Source organism: Streptomyces sp. NPDC016845 (genome assembly GCF_044332585.1).
Lineage (GTDB): Bacteria > Actinomycetota > Actinomycetes > Streptomycetales > Streptomycetaceae > Streptomyces.
In genome coordinates, this window is record NZ_JBIRPI010000016.1 from 144,017 (window position 1) to 165,007 (window position 20,991).

Annotated in this window: 19 protein-coding genes; 3 read left to right on the forward strand and 16 right to left on the reverse strand. The window is 72.1% G+C overall.

Going from position 1 to position 20,991, the window contains the following annotated elements:
• Window positions 1-3: 3 nt before the first annotated feature.
• The 6 genes from ACH4RC_RS29800 to ACH4RC_RS29825 all read right to left on the reverse strand — a co-directional run bounded on the left by ACH4RC_RS29800 (window position 4) and on the right by ACH4RC_RS29825 (window position 4,969).
• Window positions 4-1,218: an acyl-CoA dehydrogenase family protein gene (locus ACH4RC_RS29800; protein WP_398206392.1), complete on the reverse strand. Its 1,215-nt coding sequence runs from the start codon at window positions 1,216-1,218 to the stop codon at window positions 4-6.
• A 7-nt stretch (window positions 1,219-1,225) separates the two neighbouring features.
• Window positions 1,226-2,266: a phosphotransferase family protein gene (locus ACH4RC_RS29805; protein ID WP_398206394.1), complete on the reverse strand. Its 1,041-nt coding sequence runs from the start codon at window positions 2,264-2,266 to the stop codon at window positions 1,226-1,228.
• A gap of 210 nt (window positions 2,267-2,476) precedes the next feature.
• The gene (locus tag ACH4RC_RS29810) at window positions 2,477-2,782 is read right to left on the reverse strand and encodes a DUF202 domain-containing protein (RefSeq protein WP_398206396.1); all 306 of its coding nucleotides are present in this window, start codon (window positions 2,780-2,782) and stop codon (window positions 2,477-2,479) included.
• 17 nt (window positions 2,783-2,799) lie between these two features.
• Window positions 2,800-3,192 (reverse strand): YidH family protein, encoded by a 393-nt coding sequence (locus ACH4RC_RS29815; protein ID WP_398206398.1) that lies wholly within the window; start codon window positions 3,190-3,192, stop codon window positions 2,800-2,802.
• A gap of 21 nt (window positions 3,193-3,213) precedes the next feature.
• Complete coding sequence (locus ACH4RC_RS29820) at window positions 3,214-3,729, reverse strand: NUDIX hydrolase (protein WP_398206400.1); 516 nt, start codon at window positions 3,727-3,729, stop codon at window positions 3,214-3,216.
• A 349-nt stretch (window positions 3,730-4,078) separates the two neighbouring features.
• Window positions 4,079-4,969, reverse strand: a complete 891-nt coding sequence (locus ACH4RC_RS29825) for a DMT family transporter (protein ID WP_398206402.1) — start codon at window positions 4,967-4,969, stop codon at window positions 4,079-4,081.
• A gap of 411 nt (window positions 4,970-5,380) precedes the next feature.
• Between ACH4RC_RS29825 and ACH4RC_RS29830 the strand changes: the two genes are divergently transcribed.
• Together ACH4RC_RS29830 and ACH4RC_RS29835 are read left to right on the forward strand one after the other, a co-directional pair.
• Window positions 5,381-6,349: a hypothetical protein gene (locus tag ACH4RC_RS29830; protein WP_398206404.1), complete on the forward strand. Its 969-nt coding sequence runs from the start codon at window positions 5,381-5,383 to the stop codon at window positions 6,347-6,349.
• Window positions 6,350-6,390: 41 nt separating this feature from the next.
• Window positions 6,391-7,932, forward strand: a complete 1,542-nt coding sequence (locus ACH4RC_RS29835; RefSeq protein WP_398206406.1) for an APC family permease — start codon at window positions 6,391-6,393, stop codon at window positions 7,930-7,932.
• A 101-nt stretch (window positions 7,933-8,033) separates the two neighbouring features.
• Here ACH4RC_RS29835 and ACH4RC_RS29840 read toward each other — a convergent pair whose 3' ends face one another.
• The gene (locus ACH4RC_RS29840; RefSeq protein WP_398206408.1) at window positions 8,034-9,440 is read right to left on the reverse strand and encodes a gluconate:H+ symporter; all 1,407 of its coding nucleotides are present in this window, start codon (window positions 9,438-9,440) and stop codon (window positions 8,034-8,036) included.
• A 55-nt stretch (window positions 9,441-9,495) separates the two neighbouring features.
• Window positions 9,496-10,008: a gluconokinase gene (locus ACH4RC_RS29845; protein WP_398206410.1), complete on the reverse strand. Its 513-nt coding sequence runs from the start codon at window positions 10,006-10,008 to the stop codon at window positions 9,496-9,498.
• Between the two features lie 142 nt (window positions 10,009-10,150).
• On the opposite strand from ACH4RC_RS29845, the gene ACH4RC_RS29850 reads away from it, so the two are divergent.
• The gene (locus tag ACH4RC_RS29850) at window positions 10,151-10,852 is read left to right on the forward strand and encodes a FadR/GntR family transcriptional regulator (RefSeq protein ID WP_398206412.1); all 702 of its coding nucleotides are present in this window, start codon (window positions 10,151-10,153) and stop codon (window positions 10,850-10,852) included.
• 53 nt (window positions 10,853-10,905) lie between these two features.
• Here the strand turns inward: ACH4RC_RS29850 and ACH4RC_RS29855 are convergent, their stop codons facing one another.
• The 8 genes from ACH4RC_RS29855 to ACH4RC_RS29890 form a co-directional block, all read right to left on the reverse strand.
• Window positions 10,906-11,310 carry a YchJ family protein gene (locus ACH4RC_RS29855; protein ID WP_398206414.1) on the reverse strand — a complete coding sequence of 135 codons (405 nt, stop codon included), beginning with the start codon at window positions 11,308-11,310 and terminating at the stop codon, window positions 10,906-10,908.
• Between the two features lie 43 nt (window positions 11,311-11,353).
• Entirely contained in the window at window positions 11,354-13,624 is a 2,271-nt protein-coding gene (locus ACH4RC_RS29860) for a glycoside hydrolase family 3 N-terminal domain-containing protein (protein WP_398206416.1), read from the reverse strand.
• On the reverse strand, window positions 13,621-15,561 hold the full coding sequence (locus tag ACH4RC_RS29865; RefSeq protein WP_398206418.1) for a cellulase family glycosylhydrolase: 1,941 nt from the start codon (window positions 15,559-15,561) through the stop codon (window positions 13,621-13,623). The genes ACH4RC_RS29860 and ACH4RC_RS29865 overlap by 4 nt, the downstream gene beginning before the upstream one ends.
• Before the next feature lie 47 nt (window positions 15,562-15,608).
• Window positions 15,609-16,661: a LacI family DNA-binding transcriptional regulator gene (locus ACH4RC_RS29870; protein ID WP_398206420.1), complete on the reverse strand. Its 1,053-nt coding sequence runs from the start codon at window positions 16,659-16,661 to the stop codon at window positions 15,609-15,611.
• Window positions 16,658-17,503, reverse strand: a complete 846-nt coding sequence (locus ACH4RC_RS29875; protein WP_398206422.1) for a carbohydrate ABC transporter permease — start codon at window positions 17,501-17,503, stop codon at window positions 16,658-16,660. Before ACH4RC_RS29875 ends, ACH4RC_RS29870 begins: the two co-directional genes overlap by 4 nt.
• A 26-nt stretch (window positions 17,504-17,529) precedes the next feature.
• Window positions 17,530-18,474, reverse strand: a complete 945-nt coding sequence (locus tag ACH4RC_RS29880) for a carbohydrate ABC transporter permease (protein ID WP_398206424.1) — start codon at window positions 18,472-18,474, stop codon at window positions 17,530-17,532.
• A 33-nt stretch (window positions 18,475-18,507) separates the two neighbouring features.
• Complete coding sequence (locus tag ACH4RC_RS29885) at window positions 18,508-19,773, reverse strand: ABC transporter substrate-binding protein (protein WP_398206466.1); 1,266 nt, start codon at window positions 19,771-19,773, stop codon at window positions 18,508-18,510.
• A gap of 169 nt (window positions 19,774-19,942) precedes the next feature.
• Window positions 19,943-20,857, reverse strand: a complete 915-nt coding sequence (locus ACH4RC_RS29890; RefSeq protein ID WP_398206426.1) for a helix-turn-helix domain-containing protein — start codon at window positions 20,855-20,857, stop codon at window positions 19,943-19,945.
• Between the last annotated feature and the right edge of the window lie 134 nt (window positions 20,858-20,991).

Consider the following 20,991-nt stretch of genomic DNA (forward strand, 5'->3'; position numbering starts at 1 on the left):
GGACTAGACGTACCGCTTCAGCTCCCGCCGGGCGAGAGAACGCTGATGCACCTCGTCCGGCCCGTCAGCCAAGCGCAGCGTCCGCGCCCCGGCCCAGAGTTCCGCCAGCGGATAGTCCTGCGACACGCCCCCGGCCCCGTACAACTGCACCGCCTTGTCGATGATGTCGACGACCGTGCGCGGGGTGGCGATCTTGATGGACTGGATCTCGGTGTGGGCGCCGCGGTTGCCGACGGTGTCCATGAGCCACGCCGTCTTGAGGACCAGGAGGCGCAACTGCTCGACGGCCACGCGCGCGTCCGCGATCCACTCCTGGACGACGCCCTGCTGGGCGAGCGGCTTGCCGAAGGCGGTGCGGGAGACGGCCCGCTTGCACATCAGCTCGATGGCGCGCTCGGCCATGCCGATGAGGCGCATGCAGTGGTGGATGCGGCCGGGGCCGAGCCGCGCCTGCGCGATGCCGAAGCCGCCGCCCTCCTCGCCGATCAGGTTCGTGACGGGCACGCGCGCGTGGTCGAAGACGACCTCGGCGTGGCCGCCGTGCCAGTGATCCTCGAAGCCGTAGACCGTCATGGCCCGGCGGACCTCGACGCCCGGGGTGTCGCGCGGCACGAGCACCATGGACTGCTGGCGGCGGATGTCGGGGCCGTCGGGGTCGGTCTTGCCCATGACGATGAAGATCTTGCAGTCCGGGTTCATGGCACCGGAGATGTAGAACTTGCGGCCGGTGATGACGTAGTCGTCGCCGTCGCGCTCGATGTGCGTGGTGATGTTGGTGGCGTCGGAGGAGGCGACCTCCGGCTCCGTCATCGCGAACGCGGAGCGGATCTCCCCGGCCAGCAGCGGCTCCAGCCACTGCTTCCGCTGGGCCTCGGAGCCGAACTGGGCGAGCACCTCCATGTTGCCGGTGTCGGGCGCGGCGCAGTTGAGCGCGGTCGGCGCGAGCTGCGGGGAGCGGCCGGTGATCTCGGCGAGCGGCGCGTACTGGAGGTTGGTGAGACCGGCGCCGTGCTCGGCGTCGGGGAGGAAGAGGTTCCACAGGCCCTGCTTACGGGCCTCGGCCTTCAGCTCCTCGACCACGGCGGGCGTCTGCCACGGCGAGTCGAGCGCGGCGCGCTGCTCAGCGGCGACGGCCTCGGCCGGGTGGACGTGCGAGTCCATGAAGGCGAGGAGGCGCTCCCGCAGTTCCTGCGTACGGGCGTCGAATGCGAAGTCCATGTGTGGTTCAGCCTTCCTGAAGGTCCTGGAGGGTGGTGAGGCCGTGCTCGATGAAGACCGGGACCAGCTCGCCGATCCGGTCGAAGCCCGCGCCGACGGTCTGGCCGAGCGTGTAGCGGTAGTGGATGCCCTCGAGGATCACGGCGAGCTTGAACCAGGCGAAGGCCGTGTACCAGGCGACGGCGGAGACGTCGCGCCCCGAGCGCGCGGCGTACCGCTCGATCAGCTCGGCCGGTGCCGGGTGACCAGGGGCCGAGGCGGTCGTGGAGATGGGCGAGTCCGGCAGCTCCAGTCTGGCGCTGTACATGACGAGGAGGCCGAGGTCGGTGAGCGGGTCGCCGAGCGTGGACATCTCCCAGTCGAGGACCGCCTTGATGCGGTCGACGCCGTCCGTCCCGTCCTGGCGGACCAGGACGTTGTCGAGGCGGTAGTCGCCGTGCACGATCGTCGGCGCGGGGGAGGCGGGCAGGGCGCGGCCGAGCGCGGCGTGCAGCTCGTCGATGCCGGCGAGGTCGCGGTTGCGGGAGGCGTCGAGCTGCTTGCCCCAGCGGCGCAGCTGCCGGTCGAGGAAGCCCTCCGGGCGCCCGAAGCCGGCGAGGCCCACCTCGGCCGGGTCCACCGCGTGCAGGTCGACGAGCGTGTCCACGAGTCCGAGCACGACGGCCCTGGTCCGCTCGGGCCCGAGCGGCGCCAGCTCCTCGGAGGTCCGGTACGGCGTGCCCGCCACGAACTCCATGACGTAGAACGGGGCCCCGAGCACCTCCGTGTCCTCGCACAGGAGCAGCGGCTCAGGGACCGGTACGGCGGTCGGGTGCAGCCCCGCGATCACCCGGTGCTCGCGCTTCATGTCGTGCGCGGTGGCCAGGACGTGCCCGAGCGGTGGCCGCCTGACCACCCACTTCGCGGCGCCGTCGGTGACCTCGTACGTCAGGTTGGAGCGTCCGCCCTCGATGAGCCGCCCGGACAGCGGACCGCCGACCAGGCCGGGCCGCTCACGGTCGAGGTGGCCGCGCAGCTGGTCGAGGTCGAGGCCAGGGGGGTGACTCATCGAGGTCCTCCGGAGGTCCGATGGGGTGAGTGAGGGGCATGGAAAAGCGATGACCATCATCATGCCGACCAGTCGGTATGTCGTCCAGTGGCTGAGGGGAACGTGACAGCGCCAACGGTGCCCCCGGGGCGGCGCGGACCGCAGGGTGCCTTCCCTCCGGCAGAGTGCCTGGCTCGTGGCCCCGGCGGAGTGCCTGGCTCGTGGCCCGGCTCACACCACCAGGGCCGCCGCGAACACCGCCAGGGCGACCGTGCACAACGCCGCCATCGTCGCGCCCCGCCGGGACAGGGGCGGGGGCGCCGCCTCGTGCAGGGCGAGCGCGGTGATCCGGCGATGGGCCACGGCGAGGAAGCCCAGCCAGACCAGAAGGCACAACGCCGCCGCCACGATGCCGAGCGGGCCGATACCGCCGTGCAGCACGGTCTTCGTCGCGAGCACCGCCGCGACCGTGCAGGACAGCGTCGTACGCCGCCAAGCGAGCCGGGTCCTGGCCGGCTGCAGTCCGGGGTCGCGCACGGGTGCGTCCGCCCCGCTCACCCTTCCCAGCCCACGATCACCACGACGACCATCGCGATCGCGACCAGCGCCACCACCAGGCTCAGCACCGCCGGGAACCGTGACACCGGCAGATCCTCGCCCCGCCGTATCGCCCGCTCGCACCGCACCCAGTGGCTCACCGCCCGCAGGGAGCAGAGAACCCCGGCGGCCAGCAGCGCCAGCGCCAGGCCGACGCGCCACGCCCAGCGCAGGTCCGGCAGGAACTGGTCGACGGCGAAGCCGCCGCCGATCAGCGCGAGGGCTGTGCGCACCCACGCCAGGAACGTGCGCTCGTTGGCCAGCGAGAAGCGGTAGTCGGGGGTGTCCCCGTCGTCCCTGATCCGCTCCGGGGCGAACCAGAGGCGGACGTTGCGCACGAATTCGATCACTGGCACGACCTTACCCGGGGGTCACGCGCGGGCCCTGAGCCGCTCGTACGCCGCCAGGCTGTCCGGCGTCCACGGCCACGCGTCGAGGCGCCGCTCCAGCTCCGCCGGGCTCAGGAACGTGTACCAGTCGATCTCCTCGGCCTGTGGCCGCACGGGCAGTGCGCAGGTCACGTCGTAGACGTACGACCACCAGGAGCCGCCGGTACCGTCCGCGCGGCCGTCGTACAGGAACTTGAACAGCGGCCTCGGCGCCGGGAGCCCGCTCACCCCCAGCTCCTCCTCGGCCTCCCGCAGCGCGGCCTCGTCGTAGCTCTCGCCCGTGCCGACGACTCCGCCGACGAACATGTCGTACCGACCCGGGAACACGAGTTTGGTGGTGGTGCGCCGGTGTACGAAGACATTGCCCTCCGGGTCGCGGGCCAGGATGAACGCGGTCCGGTGCCGCAGTCCCTGCCGGTACGCCTCCCCGCGCGGGGCCTGCCCGATGACACGGTCCTCTTCGTCGACGATGTCCACAATTTCCTCAGCGGAGCTCATACCGCGAGGCTAATCGAGCGCCCATCGGGTGCGGGTTGCGTCGTGGCCGGTCGCGCAGTTCCCCGCGCCCCTGGAGAGGCGGCTGCGCCGCCGTCCCTCCTGGGTGCGTTGCTACGCGCGGCTCTCGTCGTGGCCGGTCGCGCAGTTCCCCGCGCCCCCGAGATGCGCACTGCGTGCGCCATCTCAGGCGCGCGCGACACGCGCCCTCATGGAGCAGCGGCGCAGCCGCATGCTCCAGGGGCGCGGGGAACGGCGCGACCAGCCACGACGAAGGGTGCAGTCGGCGACGCACTCAGGAGCGCGCCACGGTGCGAGCCGCGCCCGGCGGTGGTGCGGGCCGTGCAGCCCCTTACGCCCCGCTCCGCATCTGATCCCGGTCCCGCGCGGCAGCGCCTGGCATGGCCGGGTGCAGCCCCAGCAGAACCACCCCCACCACGACCCCGGCCAACCCCACCGCCTGCCACGCCAGTGCCCCCGCGTCCATGCGCAGCTGATCCCCGAGAAACCCCACCCCGCACACGATCCCGGCAAGGGGCTGCGCCGCGGTCAGCGCGGGGAGCGACATCCGTAGCGGCGCCGTCTCGAAGGCGCTCTGGACGAGGACGAGCCCCGTCACCCCGAGGGCGAACACGGCGTACGGCTGCCAGGAGGTGAGCAGCCCGGACCACCCGTCCGCGCCGAACCGCTGCCCGGAGACGCGGGTCAGGGCGTCCTGCAACCCGTACAGAAGCCCCGCCGCGACGGCGAGCAGCGCGGGCGCCGCGCTCAGCCGGGACCGTTTGGCGAGCGCGGCGAGGAACAGGGCGCCGCCGACCATGAGGCCGATGATCAGCCAGTGCCGCAGGGGATCCGTGACCGCGTCGCCGCCGCGCGGCTGCCCCGCCACGATGAACGCCGTCACGCCGCCCGCGAGGAGCAGAAGCCCGGCCCAGCCCTGCCGCCCGAGCGGCTGTCTCGTCTGGCGGCGCGAGAGGACGAGCGCGAAGAGCAGGTTCGTCGCGAGAAGCGGCTCGACCAGCGTCACCTCGCCCCGCCCGAGCGCGACAGCGCCCAGCGCCATGCCGCAGATCATGAACCCGATGCCGGCGAGCCAGCGCGGCACCCGGATCAGGTCGACCAGCAGCCGGGGGGAGAGGAAGTCGCCGAGCGGGGCGTGCTGGGCCGCGTTCTGCTGGAGGACGAAGCCGATGCCCAGGCAGAACGCCGCGCTCACGGCGAGGACGAGTACGAGAACCGACACGCTGCGCACCTCGGACGGCTGCGATTCGGGCAGGAGACTCGGGCAGGAGTGGTTATCCGCCGACGATAGCGCCCTCCGGCGCACCCCGCCCCACGACGAGTGCCCCAAATGGCACCCAAGGCACCCGAACTCGGCCGGTGAACGGCCGAGTTGATCAAGTTCGTCACCGGATCACCCTTGACGCGGAGGTTCCCCTGCCGGTTTGCTGTGCGTGATCATTCGTGCGGGGGCCACGCAGTGTCGCGTCGCCGCCGCGCGTACGCCGCTCCATGGCTGAAGAGTTCCCAGCCGAACAGACCCAGCCGAACCGTCGTGGCCGAACAGACCCAGCAGAACAGACCCAGCAGAACAGACCCAGCAGAACAGACCCAGCAGAGCAGTCGTAGCAGAAGTCGTAGAGGTACCGCCGCGGTGTCCCCACCCCCGCCTCCGCTCGGGCGCCCCCGGAAGAAGGCCGCGCACTCCTTCGACCCCGCGCTCGACGACACCGCGCTCATCGCCGCCCGCGGCGCTCTCGCCCAGGGCCGCTGGACCGAGGCGCGGACGCTGCTCGCCGGCACCGGCGAGGACTGGGACCGCCGGGGCCACCGCGTGACGGGGCTCGCGCAGGAGCCCACCGCCGCCGCCTGGGTCCGCGACTGGCGCCTCGCCGAACCCGAGTCCACCGACGCCGCCGTCCTGCTCGCCTGCGCCGCCGTGTACCGCGCCGTGGCCGGAAAGGGCCATCCCGACAAGGCCCGCGCCGCCTGCCGGGAAGCCGCCGCCCTGGTGCCGCGCGATCCGACGCCCTGGCTCGGACTGCTGCTCCTGGAACGCGAGTTGGGCCGCGAGGAGGACGTCGTACGCCTCTTCGACGAGGTGCGCCTGCGCCACCCCGTCCACCACCACGCGCACCACCTGATGGTGGCCAGGCTCGCCGAGCGGCGCGCCGCCGCGGGCCAGGACCCGCTGCACGAGGTGTACGACTTCGCGTCCTGGGCCGCCGAACAGGCCCCGTCCGACTCGCCGTTGGCGGTGCTCCCGGTGATCGCGCACGCCGAGCGCTACCGCGTCCTCGCCAAGGCGGGCGTCGAGCCGCCCGAGCCGAAGGCGTCCGGGCACTGGACGGGGCGGCGGGCCCGCGTCGTCATGAAGGCCGCGTTCGACTGGTGGCTGGAGTGGGGCGACCCGCACGACCGGGCCGGCGCGGCCCACCCGCGCGGCCGTATCGACCTCAACTTCCTGGCCCACGCCAAGTACTGCGAGGGCCGGCCCGCCGAGGCCGCCGCCCTCTTCCACCGCATCGGCACGCACCTCACACCGGCGCCCTGGTCCTACCCGGACCGGGACCCGTACGAAGCGTTCCACGCCGCGCGCGACGCCGCGCTCGGCGCGGCCTAGACAACCAGACGGCCCAGACGACCAGAGAGGACAACCCCGCGATGACGACGGGCAGTTCGAGCACGAGCGACAGAGCCGTGGCGGCCGAGCCGGGCATCAGCACGTATCTGGGCGAGGAGAGCGCGCTGCGCGCCGGACGGCTCGGCACGGCCGGGCTGCTGCTCTCCGTGCTCGCCGCGACCGGCCCGCTGATGGTGGTCGCGGGCGTGATGCCGACGACGTTCGCCGTCATGGGCGTGGTCGGCATGCCCCTGCTCTTCCTGATCCTGGGCGTCGTCCTGACCCTCTTCAGCGTCGGCTACGCCGAGATGAGCCGCCACGTGCACAACGCGGGCGCCTTCTACGCGTACATCTCCCGCGGCCTCGGCCCGACCACCGGCGCGGCGGCGGCCCTGGTCGCGCTCGTCGCCTACAGCGTGCTCCAGGTCGGGATCTTCGGCATCTTCGGCTTCGAGGTCGCCGGTCTCTTCCAGCAGTACCTCGACGTCGAACTCGCCTGGTGGATACCGGCGCTCGTGGCCGTCGTCGCGGTCGGCGTCCTCGCCCTGCTGAAGATCGACGTCAACGCGAAGGTGCTCGGCGTCCTGCTGCTCCTCGAGGTCGCCGTCGTGGTCGTCTTCGACATCGCGGCGCTCGGCGACCCGGGCCGCGAGGGCCTGTCGATGCACGCCTTCAACCCTTCCACGCTCTCCGGCGTCGGCCTCGGCACCGCCCTGTGCTTCTGCATCGCCGCGTTCACCGGCTTCGAGCAGGCGCCGGTCTACGCGGAGGAGACCAGCCGCCCGCACATCCTCGTGCCCCGCGTCATGTTCATGGCGGTGGGCGGCGTCGCCGTCTTCTTCGCCTTCAGCTCCTGGGCGCTGACCGTGGCCACCGGCCCCGGGGGCATCGTCGGCGAGGCGCAGAAGCAGTCGGCGGGCCTGCTGTTCGGCCTGACCGAGGACCGGCTCGGTGGCACGTTCACCGACGTCGTCCACGTCCTCTTCGTCACCGGCATGTTCGCGGCGCTGCTCAGCTTCCACAACGTGGTGGCCCGGTACGCGTTCGCCATGGGCCGCGAGGGTCTGCTCCCGGCCCGCTTCGGCCGCACCAACAGCGGCACCGGCGCGCCCGGCACCGGCTCGGTCCTGCAGTCCGTGATCTCGCTGATCGTCGTCGTCTGCTTCGCCGTCGCCGACGACGGCCCGGCGGGCGACCCGACCGCCCCGGTCCTGCACCTGTTCACGTGGGGCGGCAACGTCGGCGCGCTCGGCGTCATCCTGCTGATGGCCACGGCGTCCCTCGCCGTCATCGTCTTCTTCGTGAAGCGCGGCGCGGCGGGCGCGCAGGCCTGGCGCCTGGTGGCCTCCGGCATCGCGGGCCTCGCCCTGCTCGTCATCGCCGGTTACACGATCAAGGACTTCGACGTCCTGGTCGGCTCCGGCTCCGGCTCCGCCCTCAACTGGCTGCTGCCCGGCATCATCGCCCTCGCCGCGGTCGTCGGCGTCGCCTACAGCCTGGTCCTGCGCTCCCGCAATCCGCAGGCGCACGCCAGGATCGGCCTGGGCAACGAGGCGTTCCAGCTGGAGAAGAAGGCCGGCTGAAGCAGGCCGCCACCCGCTGAACGGCTCCGGCCCCGCCCCCGTCACCAGGTGTGACGAAGGGCGGGGCCGGAGCCGTTCGGAGCGGTTCTGTCGGAGCGGTTCTACAGGACCAGCGAGAGCAGCAGCACGAGGGCGCCCGCGACCACCGAGATGATCGTCTCCATGATCGACCACGTCTTCACCGTCTGGCCGACGCTGAGTCCGAAGTACTCCTTGACCAGCCAGAACCCGGCGTCGTTGACATGGCTGAAGAACAGCGAGCCCGCGCCGATCGCGAGGACAAGCAGCGCCGTGTGGGTGTCCGACATGTTCGCCGCGAGGGGCGCGACGAGTCCGGCGGCCGAGACGGTCGCGACCGTCGCCGAGCCGGTGGCGAGGCGGATCACGACGGCGATCAGCCAGGCGAGCAGCAGCGCCGGGATGGACCAGTCCTTGGAGATGTCCAGGACCATCTGGCCGACACCGGAGTCGATGAGGGTCTGCTTGAAGCCGCCGCCCGCGCCGACGATGAGGAGCACGCCCGCGATCGGGGCGAGCGACTTCTCGGTGGTGGCCTGGAGCCTGCCCTTGGTGAACCCGGCCGGGCGGCCGAGCGTGAACATGGCCACGATGACGGCCACGAGCAGGGCGGTCAGCGGGTTGCCGATGACGTCGAAGACGCGCTGGACGGTGTGGTCCGGGTTGTCCACGACGATGTCGACCAGGGCCTTGGCCAGCATCATCACGACCGGCAGCAGGATGGTGACGACGGCGGCGCCGAAGCTCGGCCGCTTCTCCAGGTCGTCGGAGGCGCGCCCCGGAACCATCTTGTCGGGCACGGGGACGTCCACCCAGCGGGCGGCGTACTTGGAGAAGACCGGACCGGCGACGATCACCGTCGGGATGGCGACGAGGATGCCGAGCGCCAGCGTGATGCCCAGGTTGGCGTCGACCGCGTCGATCGCGACGAGCGGGCCGGGGTGCGGCGGGATCAGACCGTGCATGACCGACAGTCCGGCGAGCGCCGGGATGCCGATCCGCATCAGCGAGTAGTTGCCGCGCTTGGCGACCATCAGGACGACCGGGATCAGCAGCACGATGCCGACCTCGAAGAAGAGCGGCAGGCCGATCACGGCGGCGATCAGGACCATCGCCCACGGCATCGCCTTGCCGCCGGACTTGCCGGCCTTGGCGAGGATCGTGTCGACGATCTGGTCCGCGCCGCCGGAGTCGGCGAGCAGCTTGCCGAGGATCGCGCCGAGCGCGATCAGCACGCCCACACCCGCGACCGTGGAGCCGAGGCCCGCGGTGAAGCTGGTGATCACCTTGTCGAGCGGCGCCCCGGCGACCGCGCCGAGCGCGAGCGAGCCGATGGTGAGCGCCAGGAAGGCGTGGAGCTTGAACTTCGTGATGAGCAGGACGATGACGGCGATGCCCGCGAGGACGGCGATCCCGAGCTGGGCGTGGCCCGCGGAGGTGATCGGCTCGACGGCGTCCGCTGCCAGCATCTCGACGCTGAGACTGGTCACGGTGGTGGGTTCCTTGGTACGTGGTGGGGTCTGAGGGGGCGCTGCTGAAGAGGGATTACTCGGAGTCGAGCGCGGTCAGGGCCTCGACGGCCCGGTCCGCGATCTCCTCGGGGGAGCCCGACACATCGACGCCGACGCCCGCCTCGTCCGCCGCGAGCGGCTGGAGCGTGGCGAACTGCGAGTCGAGGAGCGCGGTCGGCATGAAGTGGCCCTGCCGGTGCGACATCCGGTCCTCGATGAGCTCGCGGCTGCCGGTGAGGTGGACGAAGACGACGCCCGGGGCCGCGGCCCGCAGCCGGTCGCGGTAGGAGCGCTTGAGGGCGGAGGAGCTGACCACCCCGCCGAGCCCGGCCCGGCCGTGGGCCCACTCGCCGATGGCGTCCAGCCACGGCCAGCGGTCCTCGTCGGTGAGGGGCGTGCCGGCGGTCATCCTGGCGATGTTGGCCGGGGGGTGGAAGTCGTCGCCCTCGGCGTACGGAACGCCGAGCCGTTCGGCGAGCAGGGGACCGATCGTTGTCTTGCCGGTGCCCGCTACGCCCATGACCACGACGACGTGGGGGGTGCTCATCGCTGCCTCGCTGTCTTCATCGCTGTCTCCGTCGACATCGCTGTGTCACGCCACTGAAACCCGAATGGTCTGACTAATTCAAGAGACTGTGACTTATAAGTCAGACTTTTTGTTGTCCGTGCCCGAACCGTACGCTGACCCCATGACCACGAAGGACCGGGGACTGCACGCCCGCGTACTGGACAGCCTCGGTCCCGCCATCACGGCGGGCGAGTACCCCGAAGGCAGCGTGTTGCGCACGGACGAGCTCGCCCAGCGTTACGAGGTGTCGCGCTCGGTGATGCGCGAGGCGGTGCGGGTCCTGGAGTCGATGCACCTGGTGGCGTCGCGGCGGCGGGTCGGCGTGACCGTCCGCCCGGCCGGGGAGTGGAACGTCTACGACCCGCAGGTCATCCGCTGGCGTCTGGCCGGCGCCGACCGCCCGCGCCAGCTCCGTTCGCTGACCGTGCTGCGCTCGGCGGTCGAACCGGTCGCCGCCGGGCTCGCCGCGCGGCACGCGACGGCCGAGCAGTGCGCCGCGCTCACCGAGTGCGCGCTCGGCATGGTCGCGACCTCACGCGGCCAGCAGCTGGAGGCGTACCTCGTCCACGACATCGAGTTCCACCGGATCGTGCTCAACGCGTCGGGCAACGAGATGTTCGCCCACCTCGGCGACCTGGTCGCCGAGGTCCTCGCGGGCCGCACCCACCACCAGGTCATGTTCGAGGACCCGGACCCGGCGGCGGTGACCCTGCACGTGTCGGTCGCGGAGGCGGTACGGGGAGGGGACGCGGAGCGCGCGGAGGCGCTCACGCGCGAGATCGCGGTCGGGGCGCTGCAGGAGCTGGACGTCCTGGCGCCCTGAACCCCCGCGTACCGCCGTGTACCGCCGCCGTATCGCCGTATCCGGCACGGGACCTACTCGATGAAGTCCCCGTCGACGTACACCCAGGCGCCGCCCAGCCGCAGGAACTGGCTGCGCTCGTGCAGCGCGCCCGCCCGGCCGCCGTCCTTGTAGCGGGCGCGGAAGGTGACGGTGCCGCTCTGGTGGAACGCGGAGCCGTCGGTGGCGTCCAGGATCTCCAGACCGGCCCAGGTAAGCGCGGGGTCGAACTCGATCGCCGGCGGCCGGGTGTCCGGGTGCCAGGTGCGCAGCAGGTACGCGGCGTCCCCGCGGGCGAACGCCGTGTACCGGGAGCGCATGAGGGCCTCGGCCGTGGGCGCGGCGGCGCCGCCCGAGTGGTAGCGGCCGCAGCACTCCCCGTACGGCCGGGGGAGGCCGCACGGGCAGGTGGGCGAGGTGGGGGAGGTGGGGCGTGCCATGGGCACATTGTCACCCACCGCATGGTCCGCCACCCCTCCCTCGCTACGGCGTGACGGTGAGGGGCGCGCCCCGGGTGCGGTCCGACGCCGGCCCGGTCTCCATCTCGTACGTGCCCGCCTCCACCACGAGCCGCAGGTCGCGGCCGACGGAGGCGAGCGTTCCGGCGGTCACCTCGAAGGCCACCTCGCGCCGCTCGCCCGGCGCGAGATCCACAGCGGTGAACCCGCGCAGCTCCCGCACGCGCGGCCACGACGAGCCGCCCGAGACGCGTCGCACGTAGAGCTGTACGGTCTCGCGGACGGCCGTCCGGCCGGTGTTCGAGACGGTGACCGTGCAGGTCAGCCGGGGTTCGTCGGCGGGCACTCCGGATCGGCTCAGCACGGGCGCGCCATAGCCGACCGTCCCGTACGACAGCCCGTGCCCGAAGGCGTACCGGGCGGTCGCCGGCTGGTCGACGTAGCCGCGGTACCCGTGGTCCTTGCCGTTGTAGAAGACGGGGAGCTGGGCCGCGGAGCGCGGCACGGAGACGGGGAGGCGCCCGGTGGGCGCGGCGGCCCCGAACAGCACGTCGGCGACGGCCCGGCCGCCCCACGGCCCCGGATACCACGCGGACAGCAGCGCCCCGACGCGCCCGGAGAGGTCGGGCAGGGCGTGCGGGCGCCCCTGGACCAGCACCGCCACCACCGGCGTCCCGGTGGCCGCCACGGCGTCGAGCAACGCCGACTGACCGCCCGGCAGGCTGAGTTCCGCCAGATCCACACCCTCGCCGCATGTCATGCCGACGGGGTTGCCGGACGAGACCACCGCCGCGCCGTTCCCGTCGAACCGCGTGCCGTCCTCGCGGGCGCTCGACCCGCCGAGCACGAGCACCGCGACATCGGCGCCCGCGGCCAGGGCGACGGCCTCGGCGATCCCGGAGCGGTCGTCGCCGACCAGGTCGCAGCCGCGCGCGTACGTCACCTCGCGGCCGGTCCCCGCGGCGGCGCGGATGCCGTCGAGCACGGTGACGCCGGTGCCGGGCCGCTGCGGCGCCGTGTAGTCGCCGATCTGCTGCGGCACCGAGTCGGCGTTCGGGCCGAGGACGGCGATCCGGGACACGACGGGCGGCAGGGGCAGGGTCGACCCGTCGTGCTCCAACAGAGTGATCGACGCGCGCGCGAGCCGCTCGCTCAAATCCCGTGTTTTTACGGAGCTTTCCGCACCCTTGGTGCGGACGTAAGGAGTCTCGAAAAGTCCCAGCCGAAACTTCAGCGCCAGAATGCGACCGACGGCCCGGTCGAGCCTCTCCTCCGCCACGAGCCCGCGCTCGACGGCCTCCGCGAGGTGCGGGAAGGCGTCGTCCCACAGGCTGAGATCCGTGCCCGCTGCCAACGCCGTCGCGCCCGCCGCCACCGGGTCGCCCGCGAGCCGCACCAGCCGGTCGAGCGCCTGCCCGTCCGCCATGACGATCCCGTCGAACCCCCACTGGTCACGAAGGACTCCGGTCAGCAGGTACGGGTTGGCCGCGCACGGCAGGCCGTCGAACTCGTTGTACGCCGCCATGACCCCGGCGGCCCCGGCCCGTACCCCGGCGCGGGCCGCCGCCAGATGGATCTCGTGCAGTTCCCGCGGGCCCAGCTCGGTCGCCGCGCTGTTGCGCCCGCCGACCGTCGCGCCCTGCCCGGCGAAGTGCTTGAGGACCACGCCGACGCCCTCCGCACGCGCTCCGCGCACCAGAGCCTCCGTGAACCGGGCGGCGAGGTACGGGTCCTCGCCGAAGCACTCCTCGGCGCGGCCCCAGCGCGGGTCGCGTATCAGGTCGAGGGCGGAGACCAGGGCCAGGTGCCCGCCGCGCGCCCGGAGCTCGGCGGCAGCGGCGGCGGCTGCCTCCTCGTACAGCTCCGGGTCCCAGCTCGCGCCGACAGCCAGGTTGACCGGCAGGACCGTGCCGTCCAGGGCCTGATGCCCGTGCGGCACCTCCTCGACCATCAGCACGGGTATGCCGAGCCGGGTGCCCTCGACGACGTGGCGCTGTACCGTGTTCGCGACCCCGGCCGCGTCCGCCGCCGTGATCCCGTCGGCGAACGTCACGCCCGACCAGGGGTCGGCGCGCTGCAACCCGTACAGGGCGCCCATCCCGTCGTACGCCGCCACCTCCGTACGGAAGACGTCGGTGAGCCGGTGGTGTCCGTCCGGGCCGCGTTCGTAGGCCTGCCAGCCGTACAGCCGCTGGTTGACCTGGCCGACCTTCTCCGTCAGCGTCATGCGGCCGAGCAGGTCGCGTACGCGGTCGGGGACGGGTGCGGCCGGGTCGCGGTGGAGCGGCTCGCTCATCGGAGTTCCAGGACGCGGACGCCGAAGGCGGGGAGCGTCACGGTGTCGAGCCGCTCGCCGGAGTGCAGGTCGTGCAGTGTGCTGTCGCCCGCCGTCGCCGGGCGCACGGTCACCGGCTCCTCCGCCTGGCTGACCAGCCACACGAACCGGCGCCCGTCCTCGTGCGCCAGGACATCCGCGCCGACGTGCGCCTCGTCCACCGTCACCGCCCGCTCCACCCCGGCGACCTCGGCGAGCGCCGCGTACAGGCGGTGCGTCTGCTCCGGGTTGACGCGGGCGGTGCGGGCGGCCATGTGCTCCAGCGGATACGTGGCGAGGACGGTGCGCCCGCGCCCGGTCTCGCGGCACAGCAGGGCCGGGCGGCCGTGCCCGTCCACCGCGACCACCCGGGCGTCACGCGCCACGACCGGCAGGTACGCGCGGCTGTCCTCGTTGCCCGCGACCGGGAAACGCAGCACGTCACCCGCGCGGACGGAGCCGAAGTCCTCCTGGAACGTCATCTCCAGCGTGTCGTCCTCGATCGGCTCCGCGACCCCGTACGAGAGCTGCTGCTCGACGCCGAACAGGCCGTCCAGGTCGTCGAACCAGGGGCCGCGCGTGCCCGGGTGCTCGCCCGAGCAGAACGACAGGTAGACCGTGGCACCCTCGTCCGCCCGGCGCTGGAGCGCCCGCCGCGTCCGCGTCGTCAACTGCCGCGTCGCGGGCAGCAGGTACAGGTCCACGTCCTCGGCTATGCCGTCCGCCTCACGGGTCAGGCCCGCCGGAAGATCGGCGGCGCGGGCGGCCACGTACCCCTGGTGCAGCGATGTGAAGATCAGCGGGCGGTCGGCGGGGCGGCTGTACGGGTAGCCGCGCTCCAGGAACGCGGGCACGACGAAGGCGGCACCCGCGTCCGCGCGGCGGCAGCGCGCGAAGTCGACGGTCCTCAACACCTCGGCGAACGCCGCGAGTTCGCGCAGCGGTTCCTTCGGTGCGCCCGCGCTGTCCGTGATGCCGAAGTGCATCTCGAAGGGGTGGTGGTCGTACGGGGACCGGTCCCACAGGGCGTCGTAGTCGGTGTTGTTCCAGGCCATCCAGCCCGTCGCGCCGCCGAGGAGGGAGTTGTGCAGGGTCTGGCGGTAGTACACGCCCGCGTTCGCCGCCGAGACCGTGTCCGTGGACAGGCCGAACTCCTCCAGGACCACCGGCTGCCCGGTGACCGACGCCAGCTCGCACTCGAACGCGGCGCGGTAATGCTGGCGCGCCTTGTCCGTGTCCGAGCGGTAGACGTGCGGGCCGACGAAGTCCACGTACTCGGCGGTGTCGCGCAGCGAGAAACCGTTGTCGCGGCCGGTCACCTCGATGCCCCAGGCGCCGTCGCCGAGCGAGACGGGCTGCGTCGCGCCCGCCGCGCGTACGGCGTTGCACATGGCCTGCGCCCACGCCGTGACCACGTCGCCGGCGGGCGGGTCGACCTGGTAGACGCGCCCGTAGCCCGGCATCTCGTTGGTGATGAGCCAGCCGGTGACGGCCGGGTGGTCCTTGAAGCGGCGCGTCATCTGCGCGGCGAACCACGCCTGGCGGCCCACCATCCACACGTCCTCGTAGAGGTCGCGGCCGCCCCGCCAGGCCGGGTCCCAGTTCTCGCCGGACATGTGGCCGACGATGAACGTCGGCACCGTGCCCATGCCCAGCTCCCGGTGCGCGTCCAGGAAGTCGCGGAAGCGTTCGCACAGCGCCTCGTCGACGCGGTGCGGCTCGGGGTGGAAGTCCGGCCAGTAGAAGAACGAGCGCGTCATGTTGAGCCCGTGCTCGCGCAGCACCCGCAGCTCCTCGCGCACCACCTCCGGGTCGTAGTCGCGCCACATCAGGGGCCCGCCCGTGCGGGACCAGAAGTTGGCGCCCAGCCAGGGCAGGACGGCGGCGTCGTGGGTCAGGTGGGCGCTGTGGCGTCGCATGGTGGTACGGGTCTCCGTTGCGTTGCTGTCGTGCGTACGGTGATGCGTCAGTTGTGCGGGGCCGGGCCCGTCGACTCGCGGATCACGAGCCGGGGCCGGTCGACGAGCGGCGTCGCGGGCAGGTCCTCGCCGCACCGGGCGAGCAGCGTGCGGGCGGCGGCGGCGCCGACCCGCTGCACCTGCTGGTCGACGGTGGTCAGGCGCGGGTGCAGCCAGCCGCCGAGCGGCAGGTTGTCGTAGCCGACGACCGACAGGTCCTCGGGGACGCGCAGACCGGCCCGCTGGGCGGTGCCGATGCCGCACACGGCCATCGAGTCGTTGGCGTAGACGACGGCGGTCGGCCGGTCGTCGGCGGCGAGGAGTCCGCGGGTCGCGGCGACAGCGGCGGCCTCCGAGAAGTCGGTGTGGCGCACGGCGGCGGGCGCCAGCCCGGCCGCCGCGAGGGTCTCCTCGAACACGGCGAGACGCAGGCGGGTGTGCTGGAGCTCGGCGGGCCCGGCCACGTACGCGATGCGCGTGTGACCCAACTCCCGCAAGTGTTCGACGACTTCGACGACACCCGCGCCCTGGTTGCCGAGCCCGACGACCGGCACGGACGCGTCCGGGGTCGGCGCTCCGAGCAGGACGGCGGGCAGGCCGAGACGGGTCAGGAGCGCCGGGCGCGGGTCGTCGGCGCGGGCGTCCGTCAGCACCGCTCCGTCCACCCGCTTCTCGGCGGCGAGCCGCTCGTACAGCGCGCCCTCCTCCCCGACATCGGCGACCAGGTGCAGCAGCAGGCCGTAGCCGCGCGGTGCCAGTTCGCCCTCTATACCGGTGATCAGCTCGCTGAAGTGCGGGTCCGCGCCGAGCACATCGGTGGGCCTGCGCACGACGAGCGCGAGCGTACGGGTGCGGGCGCTGCGCAGCGCCGACGCCGACGCGCTCGGCGACCAGCCCAGGTCGAGGGCCGCGTCGAGGATCCGCTGCCGCGTCGACTCGGCGAGCCGGCCCTTGTCGTTGAACGCCTGTGACACCGCCGCCGTCGACACCCCGGCCGCCGCCGCCACCGCCTTGATGGTCGGCCGGGCCTTCGTCCTGCCGCTGTCCGGAGTGCCGCTCACATCTTCACCGCCCCACTCACCAGTGCCTGCTGCATCCGCTTCTGCAGCACCGTATAGACCACCCAGACCGGGACGAGGGTCAGGACGGTGCCCGCCGTGAGGACGCCGTAGTCGGTGCCGGTGATGGCCTTCAGGGTGGGCAGCGCGACCTGCACGGTGCGATGGGCCGGGTCGGGGCCGATGATGACGAGCGAGTACAGGTACTCGTTCCAGAAGGTCAGGAAGTTGAGCAGCAGGACCGTCGCGATGCCGGGCAGACACATCGGCGTGTAGACGTGGCGCAGGACCGCGAAGGTGGACGCGCCGTCGAGCCGCGCCGCCTCCTCCATCTCCTTCGGGATCGTCCGCATGAACTGCACCAGGATCACCACCGACAGCGGCATCGCCGTCGCGGGCAGGAAAAGGACCATGAACGTCCGCGTGTGGAACAGGCCGGTGGCCGCCGCGAGGAGGAACGTGGGGAACAGCGCCGCGAACGTCGGGATCAGGAAGCCGAGGGAGAAGACCTTCTCGACGAGGGAGGCGAGGCGGCCCGTCGACCGGGCGAGCGCGAACGCCGCGGGGATCGCCAGGGCCAGCGTCAGGGCCAGCGAGAAGACCGTGACCACGGCCGAGTTGACGACCGCGAGCCCCAGGTCCGCGCTGTCGAACGCGGTCGAGAAGTTGCCGAAGCCGAAGTGCGTCGGCAGCGCGAAGGGGTGCGCGAAGATCTCGTCGTTCGTCTTGAACGCCGAGGCGATGAAGTAGTAGAGCGGGATGACCAGGAGCACCGCGTACAGCCACACCAGGATGTGCGCGGGCAGCCAGGACCGGCCGAAGCGGGAACGTGCCGAGGACTTCAAGGCGTACTCCGATCAGGAACTGGCGGTCAGTAGCTCTGCCGGAACACGCGCCGGACGGCGAGCAGCCCGACGAGGCCGACGAGGAAGAGGAGGACACCGACGGTCTGGCTGTAGCCGAGGTCCGCCGCGATGAACGCCTTCTGGTAGACGAGGAACGACAGCGTCGTCGACGAACTCCCAGGACCGCCCTGGGTGAGGAGCAGCACGTGCTGCGCCGAGCCGAACAGCGTCCACAGGAACTGGAGCATCGTCACGACACCCACGTACTCCTTGATCACCGGGAAGTGGACGCGCCACATGGTGCGCCAGTGCCCGGCCCCGTCCAGCTGCGCCGCCTCGCCCAGCTCCTCCGGCACACTGCCGAGCCGCGCCGCGAACAGGACGGCCGTGAAGCCGATCCCGGCCCAGATGTCGAGCGCGATCAGGCACGCGAGCGCGGTCGACGGCGAGGCCAGCCACGCGTCGGCGAGCGAGCCGAGGCCGACCGACTCCAGGCCGCCGTTGAGCAGGCCGTCGGGGGAGAGGGCGGCGTAGAAGACCATGGCCTTCGCGGGCGTCGAGATCAGGCCCGGGATGAACAGCAGGTACCGGATGACGCGGTGGCCGGGCGGCTTCTGCGCCACGTAGTAGCCCAGCATGTACGCGCACGCCACCATCACCGGGATGGCGACGACGAGCTGGATCGCGGTGTTGGACACGGCGTCCCAGAAGACAGGGTCGCCGAAGACCGCGCGCACGTTGTCGAACCCGGCGAACGAGACCGGCTGGAGCATGCCCGGCCAGTGCAGCGCCGCCACCACGAAGATGGCGACCAGCGGGCCGACCATGAAGACCAGGTACCAGACGAGCGCGGGCAGCGCGAGCACCGTGCCGCCCTGCCGGCGCGGCCGGCCGCCGGGGCCCGGCGAAGCGGACGGAGGGGTGGGGCGGCTGACCGCTGCCTCGCCCGCTGTCGACGTCATCGTCGTCATTGGAGCAACTCCCTGTGCGTGAGTGAGCGGCGGTCAGATGCCGCGGTAGGCGGCTTCGAGGACCTGGCGGACCTTGGCGGCGCTCGTGCCGCGCGTGAACGACGTACTCGTGGCGGTGATCAGACCCTGCGTCGCCGCGGGCGGCACGAACAGGTCGGGGAGCAGCACCTGGCCCACGTCGGAGCCGAGCTTCTGCGCCGCCGCCACCAGCGGAAACTCGGTGCTGACGGCATCGGAGTGCAGCGCCATGTCGCGCCCTGACTCCTCGATGAACCGCGACACCGTCTCCTCGCGGTAGAAGAACTTGAGGAACTTCTCGACGGCGTCGATCTTCTTCGTGCCGTTCGGGCTGATCCAGAAGCCGATCAGGGTGTACGTGCGCAGGATCGTCGGCTTGCCGTGGGCCGCGCCCGGCGCCAGCGGCCAGCCGCCCACGTCCGTGTGGCGCGCCACCGCCTCCGGCACCTTGGCGAGCGCCGACGACATCGCCGACTGCATCGCCGCCGCCTGCGTGTTGAACTGCGTCGTCATCGTGTCCGACGTCAGGCCCTGCGCCTTGTCGGCGAAGACCCCGGCGTCCCGCAGCTCCACGAAGTAGTCGATGCCCCGGCGCGCCCCGCGGCCGCTGAAGTCGCCGGTCTCGTAGACGTGGCGGGCCTCGTCCTCGGTGAGGAACGTCTGGATGATCTGCGCGAGCAGCTTCTGCCCGGTCCAGTCGTTGCCGCCGGTGGTGACGGGCGCGAGGTTCTTCTTGCGGAGCTTGCCCGCCGCGCGGATCAGCTCGTCCCCGGTGGCTGGGACGGTGTCGACGCCCGCGCGGTCGAGCAGCGCGCGGTTGAAGGCGACCGGCCAGTTCGTCGCGAAGTACGGGAAGGCGCGCAGCCGCCCCTTGCCGTCGGTCCAGGCGTCGAGCGCGACGGGCAGCACGCGCTTTCGCAGGCCCCAGTCGTCCAGGTAGCCCTTGACGTCCACCGTGGCGCCCACGTCCGTCCAGGCCAGCGTCTTGTCGTACAGGTTGACCATGACGACGTCCGGCTCCTTGCGGGCCAGGCGTGAGGTCTCGTAGACCTGCGCGAGGTCGTCGCCGTTGACGAGGTTCCTGACCTTGAGCCCGGTCTCCTTGCGGAAGCGGTCCAGGGCGTCGAGGTAGGTCGGTGAGCCCGGCGCGGTGGTGCCGAGCTGGCTGTGGACCACGAGCGTGCCGGGGTCGTCGTCGGCCGCCGCCAGGGAGGAGCAGGCGGACAGGGCGGGTGCGGCGGCGAGCGCGCCACCTGCGGCGAGGAAGCCGCGCCGGCTCATCTTCGAGGGCGCGAGGGGGACTGGGGGCACAGCGGTACGTCTCCAACCGAGGGATGGTTAATCGATATACCTGCGGGGGTGCGAGCACCGTATGAGCCCCCTGGGAAACGGTCAACCCCCGTTGCGCATGGTGAAACGGGGGGTTTCGGGATATTGGCGAACCCGAGGATCAGACCTGCTCCGCGCGGAAAGCCGCCGGAGTCACCCCCGTGTGCTGCTGGAAGAACTTCGAGAAGTTCGCCGAGTCCCCGAACCCGACCGCGACCCCGATCCGCCCCACCGGCAGCTCCGTATGGGCGAGCAGCCGCTTCGCCTCCAGGATCACGCGCCGGTCGATGAACGCCTTCGGGGTCTGCCCGGTCGCGGCGCGCACCGCACGGACCAGGGTGCGGCGCGAGTAGCCCAGCTCGTCGGCGTACGCGCTGACGCTGTGGTTCGTCGTGAAGCCCTGCTCGACGGCGGTGCGGAAGCGGCTGAACGTCGTGTCGGGCTGCGGCTCGCACGCGTCCGCCGCCGCCCGCGCCGACACATGCGCCACGCGCAGCATGAACGCGGTGAGCGTGTGGCGCAGGACCGAGGTGTGCAGGCTCAGGGGGAGGGTCGTGGTGTCGAGGTACTCGCGCTGCAACTGCTCCAACGCGGCGTCGATCACCGCGAGTTGAGCCTCGTCGGGGTGGAGGATCGGCGGCCGGTCGTAGCGGTACATGCCGGTCGCCTCGACGATGGCGCGCGGCAGGAAGCCGGGCTGCATGGTGAGCGCCGTGCCGACATACGGGTCCGTCGTCGAGAAGCCGTGCACCTGACCCGGCCGGATCCACAGGATGTCCCCGGCCCCGACCTCGTACTCGGTGAAGTCGATCATGTGGCGGACGGGGCCCTCGCGGAAGAAGAGCAGGACGTGGAAGTCGATGCGGTGCACGCGCCGCGACAGGCCGACGCCGCCCGCCCACGGACCGTCCGTGCCCATCGGCCCGACCTGGATCCCGACCCCGGAGACGCTCGCGCTCGGATCGAAGGGATACGTACGGATGTGCTCCGCGCTTCCCAGATGTGCGCTCGTCTGCGCGGTGCCCTGCTCCGTCATTCACTTTCCTTGGTTTCGACCGGTCTGCGTGTCCCATTTTCACCGAACGGTGGCACGGGCGCACCTACCGAGCGAAAAGTATGACCTTTAACGTCGTACCTGGTTCCACCTGGGCGTTTGGCCTCGGCGGGCTG